Origin of the sequence: Methanobrevibacter intestini (assembly GCF_047402955.1) — an archaeon.
Lineage (GTDB): Archaea > Methanobacteriota > Methanobacteria > Methanobacteriales > Methanobacteriaceae > Methanocatella > Methanocatella intestini.
The window spans coordinates 413,857-430,844 of sequence record NZ_CP187956.1; the positions used below are offsets into that span (position 1 = coordinate 413,857).

The window sequence follows — 16,988 nt, forward strand, 5'->3', positions numbered from 1 at the left end:
TAAAATAAATGATTTTAATCAGATTTAATCATAGTTAAAATCATTTTATATGGCATATTAACAGCTTGAAGAGCATGAGGCTCATTAGCTGGCATAATAATCATTTCACCTTTTTTTACAATATTTTTATTACCTGAAATAGTTATTTCTGCTTCACCATCAATTACCTGAACCATAGCATCAAATGGTGCAGAGTGTTCACTTAAGCCTTGACCTTTGTCAAATGCAAAAAATGTTACTGTTCCAAGCTCTTTTTTGATTACTTCCCTACTAACTACTGTATCTTTTTGATAATCAACCAGATTTTCAATGTTTAAAGCTTTAGCTTTAATATCTTCGCTCATTTTATTCGCCCATTATTTTTTTAATATCTTCAATTGGGTCACCAATTGGTGTTAGATTATATGTACTTACTAAGTAATTAAGTATATCCTCATTTGCCCAAGCTGGTAAAACTGGTCCGATAAGCATATCTGTTTTACCTAAGTATAATAAACTCCATAAAATAGCTACTGCTTTTTGTTCCATCCAACTTAAAACAATTGTAAGAGGTAATTCATTTAATCCAACTCCAAATAAGTCACATAATGCAAGTGCAATATCTACTGCAACAATTGCATCATTACATTGACCTAAATCTATAAGTCTTGGTACTCCTTCAATATCTCCTAAATCCAAATCATTGAATTTGAATTTACCACAGGCCAATGTTAATACAACAACATCTTCAGGTAAGTTTTGTACAAATTCTCTGTAGTAGTTAGATTTAGGGAATGGTCCGTCACATCCTCCTACTAAGAAGAATCTTTTGATTTTACCTGCTTCAACTAATTCTTTGATTTTATCAGCAAGTGAAAGCACTGTAGATGCTCCAAATCCTGTAGTGACAGTTGTTAATTCTTCAGCATCTAAACCACCTAATTCAATAGCCTTGTCAATAACTGGTTTGAAGTCGTAATTTTCTACTACTGGAGTATCAGGTAATTTAGCTACATCCATAGTGAAGATTCTGTCTGCATATTCATCTTTTGGAAGTAATACACAGTTACTTGTTGCTACAATAGCTGCATTATATTTAGAGAATATATCTTTTTGATCAAACCATGCTCCTCCAAGCTGACCTGCTAAACTTTCATATTTTTTAAGTTCCGGATAACCATGAGCAGGCAACATTTCAGAGTGAGTATAAACTTTTACATCAGTTCCTTCAGTTTGTTTTAATAACTCTTCTAATGCTTTTAAATCATGTCCTGTGACAATTATTGCTGGACCTTCTTGTGCACCTACTTTTACTTCTGCAGGTTCTGGTTCACCATAATGGTCAATATGTGCTTGTTTAAGCATTTTCATTACTTTAACATTAGCTTCACCCGCTTCAAGTCCTAAATTAATTAAATCTTCAGCATCAAAATTAACATTGGTTAAAGTGGAATACAATCCTTTGGTTAAAAATTCATCAACATCTGAATCTTTAACCCCTAAAACATTTGCATTATAATTGTATGCACTTATTCCTTTCAAAGCAAAGATTAAATTATCTTGCAATCTAGCTACAGTTGGTACTTTACCACAAACTCCACGTACAGTACATCCGGTACCTTTTGCAGTTTGTGAACATTGATAACAAAACATATCTACCATAATAACTACCTCATTATTTATTATAATAATTGATTAATTTAAACATTTATAAATATTTTGTAACTTGTTAAGGGTGAAAAGTAAGTTATATTAATAGATAAAACACAAATAATTACTATGAAACAGGAAGACATCAACTTATTAAAACAATTGGGACTAACCACCTATGAAGCTAAAGCATATATTACATTAAGTTCACTAATTCAGGCAACAGCAGACGAAATAAGTAACAAATCAGATATACCAAGATCTAAAATATATGATGTCTTAAAAAGATTAAATTCAAAAGACTACCTTAAAATAGAAAGCGGACGCCCTTTAACCTATCATGTAAATCCGCCAGTAAATGTATTGAAAAGGGAAAAAGAAAAATTTATCAAAAGAATAAATAACACAAGCCATCATTTAAACACATTATATGAAAAGAAAATATCCGAAGTTGAAGCTCCAATTTGGAGAATAAGCGGTTTGAACAATATAATCGATAAAGAATTGGAAATCATCAGACGGTCTAAAAAAACAATAAATATGAGAATAGGATTTTTACTTCAGGATGAAGGATCCAAATTAGTTTATGAACTTCTTTTAAAATCTGAAAATGTTAAAATAAACATTATGGTTTCACCTTACTGCCAGATATCCTATAAAAAATTTAATATTACTAAATTATTTAATCAGAAAAATGTAAACATTTATACAACAGATGTTCCCTATGTTAAGATGTTAATATCTGATTCAAAAGAAATGATGCATATATATTCAAAATTTTCAAAAGAAAGTGGTGAAATACTTCCAAATACTGCTATCGGAATTTGGAACCAGTATGAAGAAATAGCCAACAACTATAATAAACGATTTGAAAATCAGCTAAAAAAAATAGCTAATAATAATGTGAAATAGTAAGTAAAAATAAACCTGCTAAAAACATTATTATTAAAGTTAAAAATAAATCATCCCTATCTTCAAATTTCTCATGTTTTATATTTACTATTAAAGGAATAAACGGAAACATTGGAACAAAATACCGTGTTTGAATTCCGACAATGTAACTTGCACCAACAGGAGTCCATGTACAGTATAAAATACCAAATATTGAAAAGTATACAAGCAAAACAATAGCCGTTAATATAATTCTTCTTTTTCTGGACAGATTTAATTCGTGCTGATATCCAAGAGAAAATACAGCAAAAAAGACCAGATAAATTGCATTAAACAAAATTAATCCTTTAAAATCTGCAAAATGATAAAATGTTGAATTGATAACAAATACATCAAATACTGATTTAATCGCAAACAACAGCAAAGTACCAATAGCTGTGGGATTAACCATTATATATTCCATCTGAGCGGTAAATGATGCATTACGACTATTTAATACATAATCCGTGGTGTGTTGACTAGCACCAATAAACTGGTTAAAGAAATTTCCAAAATACATTATTACAATTACAAAAACTGCAAATGTGACAATTGCAGAATACTTCTTAAGTTTTGCAGAGGGAAAATTCTCTTTAGGAACAGCAAATATGCTTAAAGCTAAAAAAACATAAGGTGGCTTTATAAAACTCATCAATAAACATGCTATAAAAAATATGGTCAAATCTTTAGTTTTAAACTTATTTTTATACATATAAATAAAATAAGCAAACATCACTATAGCACAGGCAAATATAAATGCATCATAACTAAATGATGAAGCTTGAGAAATTGCAATTGGTAAACATGCCATAAACAGCAATGGAATCTTATAAACAGGAGCTTTTTTAATTGCCCAATAAACAAAACCAGCATATAATAGCAAATTAGCTAATCTGCCTAACCATAATGTCCAAATAACAGACAAATTCATACATTTAGCTATTAAAATTCCTAAAGCTGAAAACAAATAAGAATAAAATGGAGTGTTTGTAGATGCCGGCCAATAACCCCATGAATCATTTATAGGATTATTAAAATTATAATCAAGAATTGTTGTTCCTGATTTTGCCTGATTCATTTCAAAGAAATAATCATGAACATGATAACCATTCGGAGTTTTAACAGGATATAAAACACCCTCAGTTATAGATTCTGCACGTTCAAAATGAATAGCCTCATCTGGAAATGACAGTGGAGGTGCAAAAAATACCATCAAGAGCCCAAAAAGAAGAATAATTACAAAAGCAACTTTGTGAGGTTCTTTTTTATGTTTAATACTGTACAATACTCCAAAACTTCCAAAAATCAAAAGAATAGTTAAACCTATTAACTCTCCTTTAAAGTAGATAAAGTTATCCCAACAAAACATTGAAAATACAAAAAACACAATCCCCACCAAATAAATTAAAATAAATTTTTTATTGGTTGCGAAAGTTTGTTTATAATCCGAAATAATGTCTCTTGGAGAATTAAAGTTCATATATTAATATTAATATGACATAATATAAATATTGTTAGTTTAATGTTAATTAATCAAAGTTTACTAAAATTCAACAGAGATGTATAATTACTTTCCCATCAGAATTTATAACTGCCTCTTTAAAATTATTTATTGAATGTAAAAAGAATAATTTCTATTTTAAAATTGTTTTATTTAAAAAAATATCATGAAATGTTTTAATGAATAAAATAAATCGGTTAATCAAAAAAAGAAAAAAATAGGATTTGAAATCCCAAATGAATTTAAGAATGTCTTTCAAGTACAAAATCTGCAAGATCAAAAAGCATCTGTTTACTTTCAGAATCAGGCAATATTTCGAGTACTTTTTTAGCAGAAGCTACATTTTCTAACGCAACATTTTTAGCATATTCAATAGCACCATATTTATTAAATAAATCAAGAGCCATATCTATATCTTCTTGTGAATTATTATCATCTTTTAAGATTTCTAATAATTTTTTATTGTCTTCACCTTCACAAGCAGCTAAAGCCTTAATAGCTATAATAGTCATTTTACCTTTAGCTATGTCACTTCCAATAGGTTTACCTAATGTTTCTTCATCACTAGCTAAATCTAAATAATCATCCTGAATTTGGAAAGCAAGACCAATTAATCTTCCGTAATCATACATTGCATCAATTACTTCCTGATTGGCTCCACCCATAATAGCTCCAGCTTTAGAAGCTGCGGCTATTAATGCACCAGTCTTTTTAAAGATCATGTCCAAGTATTCATCTTCAGATACATCATATCTGTCTTCAAAACTCATATCAGAAGCCTGACCTTCACAAATTTTAACACATGCATCAGCTACAGTAGCTAATGTTTGGCTTAACTGGGTCGGTGTATTTTTTTCAGGGTCTGAATTCATAATTATTTCAAAAGCTTTTGAAAATAAAGTATCTCCAGCTAAAATAGCTACATTTTCATCCCAAACTTTATGTACAGCAGGTTTTCCCCTTCTCATATCATCATCATCCATGATATCATCATGAATAAGTGAAAATGTATGGATAAGTTCAATAGCTGCAGCAGACTTCAATGAATTATCCCTAGATCCTCCAACTGCTTCAGAAGTAATTAAAGTTAAAGCTGGTCTAAGCATTTTACCTCCAGCTTTAGTTAAATAAATTGAAGCTTCCTGAAGATTATTTGGAACTATGCAAGATAATTCTTCTTCTATTGTTTTACTAATATCAATGGAATAATTTCCCAATTCTTCTATTACATCCATGCTAATTTCCTCCATGTGCACGTTCATTTTCAAAAACTTGTGCTTGTGAATTTCTTAATATATGAACATTATAACCAATTCTATAACCTTCCTCTTCAGCTAATTCCCCATAAGCTGCAAGCATTGATAAATCTCCATGAGCCGGAATAATATGCTGTGGTTTTAACATACGTAAGAATTCTCTGTGGTCTTCCCTTCCAGCATGTCCTGAAACGTGAGCATTTGAATAAATTCTTGCACCTTTTGCTCTTAATTTACTTTCCATAATATGCCTGTTAGCTGCATTAGTCGGATTTGGAATAATCGGTGCAGAAATAATAACATTATCTCCTTCTTTAATATTGAATGGAGTTCTGTTACTGGCTATTCTAGGAAGTAATGCATCTGGTTCTCCTTGGTGTCCAGTAGTTACAAGCAAATATTTTTCCCTGTCTTCATCAGCTCTCATTAAAGCTTTGTTAACTGCTTTCGGGCTTCCATAAATACTTGCATTTTTAGGTAATTTTAAAATACCCTGTTTTTGTGCAATACCGCAGAATCTTTCCATAGATCTTCCAAGGAAATAAATTTCCCTGTGGCTTTTTTTAGCAATATCAGCAATAGCCTGAACTCTTTCAATATGAGAAGCGAAAGTAGTAACAATCATACCTTTTTTCTCATATAATGGTCCGTGCATTACATCTTCCAAAATGTTTCTTGCAATTCTTTCAGAATAAGTTTTAACTTCATCTGTGTTTTTTGCATTAGTAGTCTCTACAATAAGAGTAAGAACTCCTTTCCTACCTAATTCCCTTAATCTTTTATAATCAGGTGGTGGAGATACTTTTTGATGATTATCAAATTTAAAATCAAGTGCATAAACAATAATTCCTTCAGGAGTATGTAAAACCGGAAAAACTGCTTGTGGAATACTGTGTGTTGACTGAACAAATTCCAAAGTAATATTTTTAGACAATTTCATTTTACTTCCAGGGTTTAAAGGCCTAATTGGATTATTCACTTTAAATTTACGTTCCCCTTTAATTTGTTTTTCAACAAGTGCAGTTGTATATGGAGTTCCAATTAATGGAGCATCATATCTGTGAGCTAATTTAGCTACTGCACCAATATGGTCCAAGTGACCGTGAGAGAAGATTATTCCTTTTACTTTACCGTCAACATCTTTCATTAAAGTGTCATCTGGAATAATTCCCCTTTCAATCAAATCTAGACTATGCATTCTATCAATATCAGTATCTTCGTGAATATTGATTCTGTCTAAATGTATTCCCATATCAAAAATGATAACATCTTCGCCAATCTTGACAGCAGTCATGTTCTTCCCGACTTCTTCATATCCGCCAATTGCGATTACTTCAACACTCATATGTTTTTATCTCCTTGAATATTTCTTTGTGTTAATTCCTCTTTCATTAAGCCATTCTCTTGTTTTTCCACTTATAACTAAGTTTGAATTTTTGAGTTCTTCGATATTATTTGCGCCAACTAAAAACATAGCTATTCTTAGAGAATCATTGAATCTGTCAATGAATGTGGTTAATTGTTCTTCAGAAACAGAGTGTTTTAAAAATGGTAATGCCATACCTACACTATCTGCTCCAAGAGCAATAGCTTTTGCTGCTTCAAGTCCTGATCTGATACCGCCAGATGAAACAACTGGAACATCTACAGCATCAGTAACCTCTACTGTACTGATAGCTGTTGGAATTCCCCAATCCCAAAATGTTTCACCTAAATATCTGTCTTCAGCTCTGTAAGTCTCAACAGCAGCCCAGCTTGTTCCTCCTGCACCTTCAATATCAATATAGCTAACGCCAGCACCAACTAACTGCTTTGCTACTTCAGCAGATATTCCACAGCCCGTTTCTTTAGCCATAACAGGAATATCAACTCTTTTAGTTATTTGATTTATTGAATCAAGAAAACCTCTTGCATCCAAATCTCCTTCAGGCTGTATTGATTCCTGAAGAGGATTTAAATGAATAGCTAAAATATCTGCATCTAAAATTTCAACAGCTTTATCAGCCAATTCCAATTGAGGTGCTCCAATATTACCAACAAGCAAACAATCAGGAGCATTTTTTCTAACAACAGTATATGTATCTGCAAGTTCAGGATGTTCAATAGCAGCTCTTTGACTGCCAACACCTAAAGCTATATTTTTACTTTCTGCAGCAATAGCTAATTGTTTATTAATAGCTTTTGCAGAAGGATGACCTCCAGTAATAGCAGTTATAAATAAAGGAGAATCTAATTTTTTACCAAAAACAGAAGTTGATAAATCAATGTCGTTTTTATCAATTTCCGGAAGTGCTTTGTGGATTAATTCAACATCTTCGAAACCAGTTTTTTTATTTTTAAATTCAACATCATAATTTTTACAAATTAATAAATGCTCTAATTTTCTATCTGAAATCATGTTTTTATTATCCCCTTGAAATAACAGTTCCCTTTACTTGATCATTGTTTAAAGCTTTGAAAATATTGTTTTCAATTTCAGCATTTATTATTTTAGATTCTATTCCCAAATCTGCTAAATATAAAAGCTCTTTAATTTTACCAACCATTCCGCCTGTGACATCAACATTAGTAGTTCCTTCTAAAGTATCTAAATCTTCAAGTGAAGAAAATTTATCAAAGAAAACTGCATCATCGTGTATTTTAGGATTTTTATTATAAACACCATCAACATCAGTTCCTAAAATAACTTTATCAGGATTAAGATTTTTAGCTAAATATTGAATAATCTGATCACCAGAAATAACACAGATTTCCAAATCTTTATCTAAAACAACATCCCCATAAATAACTGGAATAAATCCTTTATTTAAATATCTCTTAAAGCTATCTAAATTACCTTCAGTTATTCTTTTATTAGTAGCTACCATAAAACTTGAAGCTGGAATAGCTACAACAGGCAAATCTTCTTTTATAAATTCATCACAAATAAGCATGTTTAATCTTTTAACTGCATTTTGTGTTTTAGAAAATCCTATTCTTTTTTGAGGATATTCTTCTTTGTTAAAAGGTTCTCCAATTTTATATTCTTTGGCTGGAGGATGGCCAAATGAACCTGCACCATGAACAATTATTATCTCTTTAGACTCATTGTCAAGTGAAGATTTAATTTCATTTGCAATCCTTGATAAGTTTTTCTCATCAATTTCGCTTTTAGTTGCATCTTTATTTGTTAAGATGCTCCCCCCAATTTTTAAAATAATCATATAAATCACTTGTAAACCCTTGAAGAAACCCCTTTTCTAGTAAATCTTATTTTTAAAACATTATCTTCAGCAGCAATTCCACGGGCAACTTCATCTACTCTGTTTGGACAAAGTGCTATAATACTTCCTCCACCACCAGCTCCAGTGATTTTAGAACCAATAGCACCATATTCTCTAGCAGTATAAACCATACGGGATAATTCCATAGTATTTACTCCTAAAACATCCAAAAATCCATGATTTATATTCATTAACTCACCAATTTTATTGAAATCGCGTTTTAATATAGCCTGTTTAGCATAGTTAGTCAACTGCCCCATTGCACTAATAACAGGGTTGATAATTTTTGGATTTCTATTTTTCAGGAGTCTTACATCCTTAACCATTTTGCCTGTATTACCATGTTTATTTGTGTAACCTACAACAAAAGGCGCATTGAAGTTAACTTTGAAATGTTCCACTTTTTTATTTCTAGATAAATAAACAAGGCCACCATAAGTAGAAACTAATGTATCTAATGGACTGGCTATTCCTTGAACTGCCTGTTCAACCATATGAGCATCATGAGCTAAAGATTTCTTGTTAAATCTTATATTATGAAACCTATATAATGCAGCCAGTGTAGCTACTGTAACTGCAGCAGAAGAACCAAGTCCGGAACCAATAGGAATATTTGAAGATAATTTCATCACAATTGGACTATGATCGTGAACTTTATTAAGAGCTTCTAAAATATATCGAATAATACCCGGCTTTCCTCTTTTTAAATTATATTTCTTATGTTTAGTATCTAACTCAGCTTCAAAATTCAAATCATGAGACTTCAAAATAGATTTATCCGTCTTTGATTCAGTAATTTCAACATATGCTCTTTTATTAACTGCTCCTGCAATCGCAGGTTCATCATAAACAACAGAATGTTCACCAAACAAAATAGTTTTTGCTGGAGCAGAAGCTAAAGCCCTCATATAAACACACCTTATTTAAAAATACCTGAAGCATAACCTACAACAGAACTTAAATCACCAGATATATCACCACTAGTTTTATAAGCCAATATTTCAGATGTATTTTTCCCACACATCTTTGAAAGTATTATTGTAGTCATAACAGGACCGTAACCACACATGGTTATATTATACTGAATAATTTCTTCTAAAAGTTTAAACTCATCCATATCTTCAATATCTTCTAAAACAAAACCGTCAACTTTATTAGCTCTCTCTTGAGTATTGAAATGAGATAAATCACTACTGGCTATAACGCAGTAAGATTTGCCTAATTTTTCACCAGCTTTAAAAATAGCAGCTGCCAAATCATTTGCAGTTGAAAGTGTTTGTGAGCCTAATACAACAGGAACTATTTTAAAATCATCAGAAAAATATTGTAAAAATGGAAGTTGAACCTCTATACTGTGTTCTTTTATATGAGCAGTAAAATCAGCTGATGCAAAATCTGAAAAAGAAATTAAAGTATCTGCAAATTCATTATCAACCTGAATATTTCCAAGTGGAGTTATCCATTCTCCTTCATTGAAAACTGAAACTTCACTGCCTAAACCAGTATGATTTGGACCAATTATTATAAAAACTTCAGGAAAACCATTTTTAGCTAATTCACAATAGCTGTGAGCAGCTATTGTTCCAGAATATTGAAAACCTGCATGTGGAACCATAACATTAACTGGATAATCATTACCTTCAAAAGATTTAATGTCTGGAATTTTACCAGGGCCAAAAGAGTGTAAAAAACAATCTTCAACAGTTTTTACAAGCTCATCAGGATTGTCTGGATAAAACATTCCAGCAACTGCAGGTTTTCTTAACATAAAACTCACTTAAAATTTAAGTTCAAAGTCAGTAGCTTCAATATCTAAGTCACCATCTTCAGGAATGGTACCTCTTTCTCTCAATATTTGTCTAGCAAGTAACCAGTAAACTAAAGCAATAGCTTTCCTACCTTTGTTGTTTACAGGAATAGCAATGTCAACAAAACTAAGTAAGTTTTCAGTATCACATAATGCAACTACAGGAATTCCATTTTGTTTAGATTCAAGAACTGCTTGTGCATCTGATCTTGGGTCAGTTACTACAATAATTTTTGGTTCAATGAATTTTGCATAAGTTGGATTAGTTAATGTTCCAGGAATGAATCTACCAGGAATAGTTTTTGCACCAGTAATTTCACCGAATTTTTTAACAGGAGCTTGACCGTATTGTCTGGTAGCTACTACTAAAATATCTTCAGGGTCGTATTTTGCTAATAATTTAGCTATTTGTCTAATTCTTTCATCAGTTTTTTGAATATCTAATACGTATAAACCATCAGATCTTACTCTGAATATGTATTTTTCCATATCGCTAGTTTTTTGTTGGGTTCCGATATGTAAACCTGCTGCTAAGTAGTTATCTAATTCAATTAAAAGTTCGGACATAATTATTCACCTTAATTTAATAATATTTTTTAATAATTTTTTTAAATAAATTTAATCATCATCTTCAACATTGACACATTCTTCAGGACAAACATCCATACAAACTTCACAGAAACTGCAGTCTTCAGGATCGACAATTTCAACTTTGTCTCCTTCAAGAACTAAAACTTCCATTGGGCAAACGTCAACACATTCTGCACAATCAATACCTTTACACTTATCATAATTAATAGTTACAATAGGCATATTTAAATCTCCAATAAGTTATCTAAAATTCACCCATTTTTGGATTAGGAAGTTCTTCTTCAATACGAATGAGTTCGTTTAATTTAGCTATTCTTTCTCCACCTATAGCACCGGTTTTAATCATTGGAGAACCAAAACCAACAGCTAAGTGGGCAATAGTTGCATCAGTAGTTTCACCAGACCTATGGGAAACAACAGGTACAATATCATTTTCTTTAGCTAATTTAACAGTAGCATAAGTTTCAGATAAAGAACCTATTTGATTTGGTTTAATAATGATTGCATTAGCTGCATTCATTTCAATACCTTTAGCTAAAATTTCTTTGTTAGTTACAAATAAATCATCACCACAAATAAGACATTTATCTCCAACTTTGGAAGTTAACTGAGCAAATCCATCAAAATCAGATTCATCAAATGGATCTTCTACATAAAACATATTATAAGTGTCAATAATGTCTTTTACAAAGTCAATTTGATCTCCGGTATCTCTTTTGATACCGTCTTGAGCATAAATATATTTTTGCTCATCTGCATTCCATAATTCAGAAGCAGCCATATCTAAAGAAGGTCTGATTTCAATACCAAGTTCATCACCAACTTCTTCACATGCCTGAGCTTGAATTTCTAAAGCAGCATCATTAGTAATGTTAGGCACCCATCCACCTTCATCTCCTTTTCCACCAGTGAAATTGGAGTCTTTAGTTTGGATTAATTCTTTTAATTTTTTGTGAATGCTTGAATTTGCAAATACAGCTTCAACCATATTTTTTGCACCGACAGGAACTACTAAAAATTCTTGAATATCCGGTGCATTAACTCCTGCATGTGCTCCACCATTCATCATATTTCCAAGAGGGAAAGGCAATTCATTTACTAAATTTCCTCCTAAAAATTTATATAATGGCATATTATATGATGCAGCAGCAGCTTTAGCTACAGCCATGGAAACAGCTACAGTAGTATTACCACCAATAGCTGAAAGATTGTCAGTTCCGTCAACTTCTCTTAAAACTTCATCAATAGTAGCTATATCTTCAGCATCCATTCCAATAAGTTCAGAAGCAATAATATCTTCAATTTCACTTACAATTACGTCTACTCCACCTTCAGGGAATGATACTACTTCTCTTGAACCAGTACTTGCCCCACTTGGTGCAGCAGCTCTGCCGAACCCATTCCAAGTAATTACATCTACTTCAACAGTTGGGTTTCCTCTGCTGTCCAAAATTTTACGAACCTGGACATCTTCTATTATACTATCCAAAAAAAACACCTCAGTGTCAATTAATTTATTACCATATAATCTATACTCATAAAAAATTAGTAAATTTCTTTATAGAGTTATGTTGGTATTTTTTATTTTTTTTTAAATAATTTAATAATGAAATAAATAGAATAAACTATTTATTCATCATATCTTATTACATCTAATGGTAAAACTCCAGCTTTGAGTTCTTCGTAAGCTATATCAATTGGATCTAATGAGTCACCAATTTCCACTAAAGGTTTAGCACCCATTGAAATCTGAATTGCTCTAGCTCCAAGAAGTCTAGCTCTTTCAAACCTTGTTAAATTTTCTGTAGTCATGAATATTACTTCCATTTTTTAGGTATTACCGTTTACCAAGATTAATTTTATAAGTAAAAATATATCCCTACAACTTGTAAAAACCTATTCCCATGTTTCAACATGAGAAATTAACATTCTTCTACAACAATATCTGTTTAAGCCTAAGTCATCTAAAATATCTTTTGATTTTTCACCGGCAGCTAATCTTTTATTATATTCATCAAAGTAAGCTGATACCGGTTTTCCACAACTTAAGCATCTTATAGGAATCATTTATATCATCTTTTTAATTTTTTAAATAAAAATTATAAAATTACAGAAAAATTATCTGTAACTTTTTTGTTTACGTGCTCTTGCTCCAGGACCACCATATTTTTTAGGTTCTGAACGTCTTGGGTCACCTACTAACATGGTTCTGTCGTAGTGTATGAATTTATCTTTTAAATTCATATCTTGAGACCATTGGACAAGTCCTTTAGCAATTACCATACGTGCAGCTTCAGCCTGACCCATTACTCCTCCACCAACAACATGGATGTTAATATCCACTTCATTAGCTAAATCTCCAGCTAAGGTTAATGGTTCTTGTAATTTTAAGTTAGCGAGTTCTGGGGAGTAAAGTTCTAAAGGAACTCTGTTAATTCTTACTTTACCAGTACCTTCTTGAACAGTACCTCTTGCGATAGCTGTTTTACGTTTTCCACTTGTATGAATAACTTTAACCATAATCACACATCCATTTATCTAAAAGGTAGCTCCTAAAAGTTTAGAAACTTCACCTAATTCAATACCTTTTTTAAGGTTGTTGTATTCTGCTTCAGGAACTGCAACAAGATCCGCATCAGCATATTCTTCAGGTACACCAACATATGCTTTTAAACCTTTGAAAGCAACCCTACCTTTAGATTTTTTATAAGGTAACATTCCTCTTACAGTTCTTCTGAATATATCATCTGGCCTTCTAGGATATTTAGGACCTAAATCACGAGGGTTAGAGATACTTGCTCTGTCTACTCTTTGTTTGTATTTTGCATAAGCCCAATCCTTATTACCAGTAATCATAATCTTTTCAGCATTAAGAATTACTACTTCTTCGCCTTCTAAGAGATTTTTACTAGTTACACTAGCTAATCTTCCTAAAACGCATCCTTCTCCGTCAATAATCATAATAACAACACATCCATCTTATTCCATGATTCTAATGTTGCTTCCTTTTGGATTAGATTCCATTATATCATCAATTGAGACGCATTCTCCACCAGCACTTTCAATTTTTTCCTGTGCTTTTTGTGAGAATTTAAATGCTGCAACATTTACTTTTTCTGTTAAATCACCATTAGATAATACTTTTCCAGGTACTAAAACAGTTTCATCAGCATTTGCATACCTTGCAATATCTGATAAATTAACTTCTGCAGTTCTTCTGTTAGACCTTCCAAGTCTATTAGCAACATCTTTCCAAATAGCTGCATTTTCTGTTTTTGATTTTTTATTAAGTTTATTAATAAGTTCAATAAGGTTAGGATTTGTTTTGATAATTTTCTTAACCATTATTTACTTCCTCCTTCACTAAATCTGATAAACTTATCTGCTTTTTCACCTAATTCATCGCAAGCTTGCAATAAAACTTCTTTAGGAGGCATTGATCCATCAGTTTCTATTCTAAATATAAAATCATTTTCATGATACCCTACATTGATGTAGCTTTCGTCTTTTCCTTCAGATTGTGCATTTCTAATTGAAGCTCTTACACAGCTTTTACACATACTGCAATTTTCAATGTCTAAAATCTTAATCTCTTTAGATCTTTTATCAGATTTCAAAACACCTCTTGGGCATGCATTAGCACATTCATAATCAATTTCCGTATTCTCATTAAAAGTGATTTCGGGATATTGTTTATAAACACATACAGTAGTTGGCATCCATTTAGCATGTTCTTTTCCATATCCAACTTTTGCAACTGCTTCAATGTTTAGTTTTTCTCCTTCTTTAAGTTTTACTAAAGGAATGGTATCATATACTGGTTTAATTTTTGAGTCTGAAGATATTAAATCCTTAGAATAAACAACTTTAGGTCCTTCTTCTTTTAAAGAAAACATAACGCTATGGTCATCTTCATAATCATCATCACCAGGTAAAGGTAAACCTTCAATTGCGTCCATGTCAGAAACTAAAGGAGTTAAACCAAGCCTATGAGCAAGTACCTCATTAAACATAGCTGAATCATTTCTCATGATATTTACATCTTCAATAGCTATTTTAGGTACATTTACCATTGCACACCTTCTAATAGCATTAATAAAAGGTACTTCTACATCACGGACAATGAAAACAATTTCATCATCTGTTTGACTTTTAACTTCTATCTCCATATTAAACCCTTCTTAGACTCTTCTTCCTCTTTTACCACCAGGTCTTCCAGTACCATCGTGAGGAATAGGAGTGATATCTTCTATTTTACCAATTTTAATTCCAGCTCTTGCTAAAGCACGAATAGTAGCTTGTGCACCAGGTCCCGGACTTCTGTGTCCATTTCCACCAGGAGCTCTTACTCTAATATGTAAGCCAACAAATCCTTTTTCTTTAGCATCATCAGCTATTCTGGTTGCTGCAGCCATAGCTGCGAAAGGTGAAGCTTGTTGCCTATCTGCACGAACAACTTTACCACCAGACCATTGGGAAATGGTTTCAGCACCAGTAATATCTGTTACAGTAATAATAGTGTTATTGTATGATGAGTAAATATTAGCTATACCCCATTTTTCATCTTTTGCCATAATTACACCCTTTATTCCTCAGTAGCTTTTTCATTTTTGTTTTTATTGTACTCTTCAATCTGTTTAGCTACAGGTGATGATGGATAAAATCCAATTTCATCTTCTTGGCCTTTTAATACAACATAACTTGGTGAATTGATTTTTTTACCATTTAAAGTTATGTGACCGTGTACAACAAACATTCTAGCTTCTTTAGGAGTACGAGCTAAACCTTTTTTGTAAACAATAGTTTGTAATCTTCTTCTTAAGATATCTTCAACAGTTAAGTTTAAGACTTCTTCAAGTGCTGCACCTTCAGGCAAAACACCGGTTCTAGCTAAGTGTCCTAATAATTCTAATTTTTCATCTTGCATTTGGTTCGTATCGAACCCGAGTAGGTATCTTGCTTCCCTACTGTATCTTCTAACTAAAGTATCAGCTTTCCAAATTTCTTTTTTGTTTTTTAAGCCGTATTTAGTCATTAATTTATTTTCATTTTTGATTCTTTCTGCATTCCAAGGATGTGGCGGTGTATTATACTTTTTCCTTGATTTTCTAGGTTGTCCCATTAAAACATCTCCTTTATAAAAATAATTAAATTAATACCATCATTGTAAAAAAAATTATTGAGTAATATTAATTATAAAAAAAGTTCTCATGCTTATGAACGTTTTACACCAACTGAAGAACTGTTCCTGAAAGTAGATTTAGTTCTTTGACCTCTAACAGGTAAACCTGCTTCGTGTCTTCTACCTTTGTAACTTCTGGTTTTCTTCATTCTGTTTAAATCATCTCTTAAAGTCATGTCAAGATCTGATTCAATTAAATGAATATTTTTACCAGTTTCATAGTCTTCCCTACGGTTTAACATCCAATCAGGAATATTAAATTTTTGTGGGTTTTCTAAAATTTCTTCAATTTTTAAAACATCTTCATCAGCGATATAACCGATTTGAGCTTCAGAATCTAAATCTAAAGTACGGCACATAGTTGTGGATAAAGATATTCCAACACCTTTGATTTCGGTTAAAGCTTGTTCAATGGTTTTATTACCATCTACATCCTTTCTAGAAATACGCACCAAGTGCTTAAAGTCGTCTTCCATTAAATAACCTCCATTTATAGAGCGAATCTACGAGACGCAAAAGTAATAGATTCGAATGTTTTGATTTCAAAACACAGTTCTTTCAACAATTTAAAACTTAGTGTTACAACTAAGAGTGCAAAATATCAGTTTAACAAATAATTTAATAATCGTGAAAAAAATAATTAAAAAATCGTATGTTAAAAACTAATAAACGCCGAGACTGGGATTTGAACCCAGGAGGGAAAAGCTCCCACGAGATTTCCAGTCTCGCGCCTTACCAGGCTAGACTATCTCGGCATTATTGCTTAAAATAGCTCCAAGTATAATAAAAAATACTTAGCCTACCATGTTAAACACTAATTAACATGATA

General features: G+C 31.8%; 22 protein-coding genes and 1 tRNA gene. 1 reads left to right on the forward strand and 22 read right to left on the reverse strand.

Translation table 11 applies throughout. The features are described 5' to 3' along the window. Positions 1 to 14: 14 nt before the first annotated feature. On the reverse strand, positions 15 to 344 hold the full coding sequence (locus ACMC9J_RS01755; RefSeq protein WP_019265293.1) for a cupin domain-containing protein: 330 nt from the start codon (positions 342 to 344) through the stop codon (positions 15 to 17). Between the two features lies 1 nt (position 345). Beyond that, a complete protein-coding gene (gene hcp, locus ACMC9J_RS01760) occupies positions 346 to 1,641 on the reverse strand; it encodes a hydroxylamine reductase (RefSeq protein ID WP_427003463.1) in 1,296 nt (431 codons plus the stop codon). A gap of 117 nt (positions 1,642 to 1,758) precedes the next feature. On the opposite strand from hcp, the gene ACMC9J_RS01765 reads away from it, so the two are divergent. Further along, on the forward strand, positions 1,759 to 2,541 hold the full coding sequence (locus ACMC9J_RS01765; RefSeq protein WP_019266939.1) for a TrmB family transcriptional regulator: 783 nt from the start codon (positions 1,759 to 1,761) through the stop codon (positions 2,539 to 2,541). On the opposite strand, the gene ACMC9J_RS01770 is transcribed toward ACMC9J_RS01765, so the two are convergent. From ACMC9J_RS01770 to ACMC9J_RS01865, 20 genes are all read right to left on the reverse strand, one after another. Beyond that, on the reverse strand, positions 2,522 to 3,928 hold the full coding sequence (locus ACMC9J_RS01770) for a DUF2142 domain-containing protein (protein ID WP_427003623.1): 1,407 nt from the start codon (positions 3,926 to 3,928) through the stop codon (positions 2,522 to 2,524). The genes ACMC9J_RS01765 and ACMC9J_RS01770 overlap by 20 nt on opposite strands. A gap of 374 nt (positions 3,929 to 4,302) precedes the next feature. Further along, complete coding sequence (gene idsA, locus ACMC9J_RS01775) at positions 4,303 to 5,295, reverse strand: short chain isoprenyl diphosphate synthase IdsA (protein ID WP_019265289.1); 993 nt, start codon at positions 5,293 to 5,295, stop codon at positions 4,303 to 4,305. Position 5,296: 1 nt separating this feature from the next. After that, a complete protein-coding gene (locus ACMC9J_RS01780) occupies positions 5,297 to 6,661 on the reverse strand; it encodes an RNase J family beta-CASP ribonuclease (protein WP_019265288.1) in 1,365 nt (454 codons plus the stop codon). A 6-nt stretch (positions 6,662 to 6,667) separates the two neighbouring features. Continuing rightward, positions 6,668 to 7,714, reverse strand: coding sequence for a type 2 isopentenyl-diphosphate Delta-isomerase (gene fni / locus ACMC9J_RS01785; RefSeq protein WP_019265287.1), 1,047 nt, complete (start codon positions 7,712 to 7,714; stop codon positions 6,668 to 6,670). A 7-nt stretch (positions 7,715 to 7,721) separates the two neighbouring features. Further along, on the reverse strand, positions 7,722 to 8,519 hold the full coding sequence (locus ACMC9J_RS01790) for an isopentenyl phosphate kinase (protein WP_019265286.1): 798 nt from the start codon (positions 8,517 to 8,519) through the stop codon (positions 7,722 to 7,724). A gap of 5 nt (positions 8,520 to 8,524) precedes the next feature. Further along, on the reverse strand, positions 8,525 to 9,487 hold the full coding sequence (gene mvk, locus ACMC9J_RS01795) for a mevalonate kinase (protein ID WP_019266937.1): 963 nt from the start codon (positions 9,485 to 9,487) through the stop codon (positions 8,525 to 8,527). Positions 9,488 to 9,498: 11 nt separating this feature from the next. Continuing rightward, positions 9,499 to 10,347, reverse strand: coding sequence for an AmmeMemoRadiSam system protein B (gene amrB, locus ACMC9J_RS01800; RefSeq protein WP_427003464.1), 849 nt, complete (start codon positions 10,345 to 10,347; stop codon positions 9,499 to 9,501). 9 nt (positions 10,348 to 10,356) lie between these two features. Beyond that, positions 10,357 to 10,953 (reverse strand): 30S ribosomal protein S2, encoded by a 597-nt coding sequence (gene rpsB / locus ACMC9J_RS01805; RefSeq protein WP_019265283.1) that lies wholly within the window; start codon positions 10,951 to 10,953, stop codon positions 10,357 to 10,359. A 51-nt stretch (positions 10,954 to 11,004) separates the two neighbouring features. After that, the gene (locus ACMC9J_RS01810) at positions 11,005 to 11,199 is read right to left on the reverse strand and encodes a 4Fe-4S dicluster domain-containing protein (RefSeq protein WP_004033287.1); all 195 of its coding nucleotides are present in this window, start codon (positions 11,197 to 11,199) and stop codon (positions 11,005 to 11,007) included. 22 nt (positions 11,200 to 11,221) lie between these two features. Beyond that, complete coding sequence (gene eno, locus ACMC9J_RS01815) at positions 11,222 to 12,466, reverse strand: phosphopyruvate hydratase (RefSeq protein WP_250415955.1); 1,245 nt, start codon at positions 12,464 to 12,466, stop codon at positions 11,222 to 11,224. A gap of 140 nt (positions 12,467 to 12,606) precedes the next feature. Beyond that, positions 12,607 to 12,804 (reverse strand): DNA-directed RNA polymerase subunit K, encoded by a 198-nt coding sequence (locus ACMC9J_RS01820; protein ID WP_004033277.1) that lies wholly within the window; start codon positions 12,802 to 12,804, stop codon positions 12,607 to 12,609. 69 nt (positions 12,805 to 12,873) lie between these two features. Beyond that, positions 12,874 to 13,044 carry a DNA-directed RNA polymerase subunit N gene (locus tag ACMC9J_RS01825; protein ID WP_004033275.1) on the reverse strand — a complete coding sequence of 57 codons (171 nt, stop codon included), beginning with the start codon at positions 13,042 to 13,044 and terminating at the stop codon, positions 12,874 to 12,876. Between the two features lie 51 nt (positions 13,045 to 13,095). Beyond that, positions 13,096 to 13,497: a 30S ribosomal protein S9 gene (locus ACMC9J_RS01830; protein WP_004033272.1), complete on the reverse strand. Its 402-nt coding sequence runs from the start codon at positions 13,495 to 13,497 to the stop codon at positions 13,096 to 13,098. An 18-nt stretch (positions 13,498 to 13,515) separates the two neighbouring features. Continuing rightward, the gene (locus tag ACMC9J_RS01835) at positions 13,516 to 13,938 is read right to left on the reverse strand and encodes a 50S ribosomal protein L13 (protein WP_004033270.1); all 423 of its coding nucleotides are present in this window, start codon (positions 13,936 to 13,938) and stop codon (positions 13,516 to 13,518) included. 18 nt (positions 13,939 to 13,956) lie between these two features. After that, positions 13,957 to 14,322, reverse strand: coding sequence for a 50S ribosomal protein L18e (locus ACMC9J_RS01840; protein ID WP_004033268.1), 366 nt, complete (start codon positions 14,320 to 14,322; stop codon positions 13,957 to 13,959). Further along, on the reverse strand, positions 14,322 to 15,146 hold the full coding sequence (locus tag ACMC9J_RS01845; RefSeq protein ID WP_019265281.1) for a DNA-directed RNA polymerase subunit D: 825 nt from the start codon (positions 15,144 to 15,146) through the stop codon (positions 14,322 to 14,324). Before ACMC9J_RS01845 ends, ACMC9J_RS01840 begins: the two co-directional genes overlap by 1 nt. Before the next feature lie 12 nt (positions 15,147 to 15,158). Continuing rightward, positions 15,159 to 15,551, reverse strand: coding sequence for a 30S ribosomal protein S11 (locus ACMC9J_RS01850; RefSeq protein ID WP_004033264.1), 393 nt, complete (start codon positions 15,549 to 15,551; stop codon positions 15,159 to 15,161). Positions 15,552 to 15,562: 11 nt separating this feature from the next. Further along, a complete protein-coding gene (locus ACMC9J_RS01855) occupies positions 15,563 to 16,099 on the reverse strand; it encodes a 30S ribosomal protein S4 (protein WP_019265280.1) in 537 nt (178 codons plus the stop codon). 92 nt (positions 16,100 to 16,191) lie between these two features. Continuing rightward, positions 16,192 to 16,635, reverse strand: a complete 444-nt coding sequence (locus ACMC9J_RS01860; RefSeq protein ID WP_019265279.1) for a 30S ribosomal protein S13 — start codon at positions 16,633 to 16,635, stop codon at positions 16,192 to 16,194. Between the two features lie 194 nt (positions 16,636 to 16,829). After that, a tRNA-Ser gene (locus ACMC9J_RS01865) sits at positions 16,830 to 16,914 on the reverse strand. Positions 16,915 to 16,988 lie beyond the last annotated feature (74 nt).

Excerpts from the sequence above, each read along its gene's own strand:
- ACMC9J_RS01755 (WP_019265293.1), bottom strand. The coding sequence starts at position 344 with ATGAGCGAAGATATTAAAGCTAAAGCTTTAAACATTGAAAATCTGGTT.
- hcp (WP_427003463.1), bottom strand. The coding sequence starts at position 1,641 with ATGGTAGATATGTTTTGTTATCAATGTTCACAAACTGCAAAAGGTACC.
- ACMC9J_RS01765 (WP_019266939.1), top strand. The coding sequence starts at position 1,759 with ATGAAACAGGAAGACATCAACTTATTAAAACAATTGGGACTAACCACC.
- ACMC9J_RS01770 (WP_427003623.1), bottom strand. The coding sequence starts at position 3,928 with ATGTTTTGTTGGGATAACTTTATCTACTTTAAAGGAGAGTTAATAGGT.
- idsA (WP_019265289.1), bottom strand. The coding sequence starts at position 5,295 with ATGGATGTAATAGAAGAATTGGGAAATTATTCCATTGATATTAGTAAA.
- ACMC9J_RS01780 (WP_019265288.1), bottom strand. The coding sequence starts at position 6,661 with ATGAGTGTTGAAGTAATCGCAATTGGCGGATATGAAGAAGTCGGGAAG.
- fni (WP_019265287.1), bottom strand. The coding sequence starts at position 7,714 with ATGATTTCAGATAGAAAATTAGAGCATTTATTAATTTGTAAAAATTAT.
- ACMC9J_RS01790 (WP_019265286.1), bottom strand. The coding sequence starts at position 8,519 with ATGATTATTTTAAAAATTGGGGGGAGCATCTTAACAAATAAAGATGCA.
- mvk (WP_019266937.1), bottom strand. The coding sequence starts at position 9,487 with ATGAGGGCTTTAGCTTCTGCTCCAGCAAAAACTATTTTGTTTGGTGAA.
- amrB (WP_427003464.1), bottom strand. The coding sequence starts at position 10,347 with ATGTTAAGAAAACCTGCAGTTGCTGGAATGTTTTATCCAGACAATCCT.
- rpsB (WP_019265283.1), bottom strand. The coding sequence starts at position 10,953 with ATGTCCGAACTTTTAATTGAATTAGATAACTACTTAGCAGCAGGTTTA.
- ACMC9J_RS01810 (WP_004033287.1), bottom strand. The coding sequence starts at position 11,199 with ATGCCTATTGTAACTATTAATTATGATAAGTGTAAAGGTATTGATTGT.
- ACMC9J_RS01820 (WP_004033277.1), bottom strand. The coding sequence starts at position 12,804 with ATGGAAGTAATATTCATGACTACAGAAAATTTAACAAGGTTTGAAAGA.
- ACMC9J_RS01825 (WP_004033275.1), bottom strand. The coding sequence starts at position 13,044 with ATGATTCCTATAAGATGCTTAAGTTGTGGAAAACCGGTATCAGCTTAC.
- ACMC9J_RS01830 (WP_004033272.1), bottom strand. The coding sequence starts at position 13,497 with ATGGTTAAAGTTATTCATACAAGTGGAAAACGTAAAACAGCTATCGCA.
- ACMC9J_RS01835 (WP_004033270.1), bottom strand. The coding sequence starts at position 13,938 with ATGATTATTGACGGAGAAGGATGCGTTTTAGGAAGATTAGCTAGTGTA.
- ACMC9J_RS01840 (WP_004033268.1), bottom strand. The coding sequence starts at position 14,322 with ATGGTTAAGAAAATTATCAAAACAAATCCTAACCTTATTGAACTTATT.
- ACMC9J_RS01845 (WP_019265281.1), bottom strand. The coding sequence starts at position 15,146 with ATGGAGATAGAAGTTAAAAGTCAAACAGATGATGAAATTGTTTTCATT.
- ACMC9J_RS01850 (WP_004033264.1), bottom strand. The coding sequence starts at position 15,551 with ATGGCAAAAGATGAAAAATGGGGTATAGCTAATATTTACTCATCATAC.
- ACMC9J_RS01855 (WP_019265280.1), bottom strand. The coding sequence starts at position 16,099 with ATGGGACAACCTAGAAAATCAAGGAAAAAGTATAATACACCGCCACAT.
- ACMC9J_RS01860 (WP_019265279.1), bottom strand. The coding sequence starts at position 16,635 with ATGGAAGACGACTTTAAGCACTTGGTGCGTATTTCTAGAAAGGATGTA.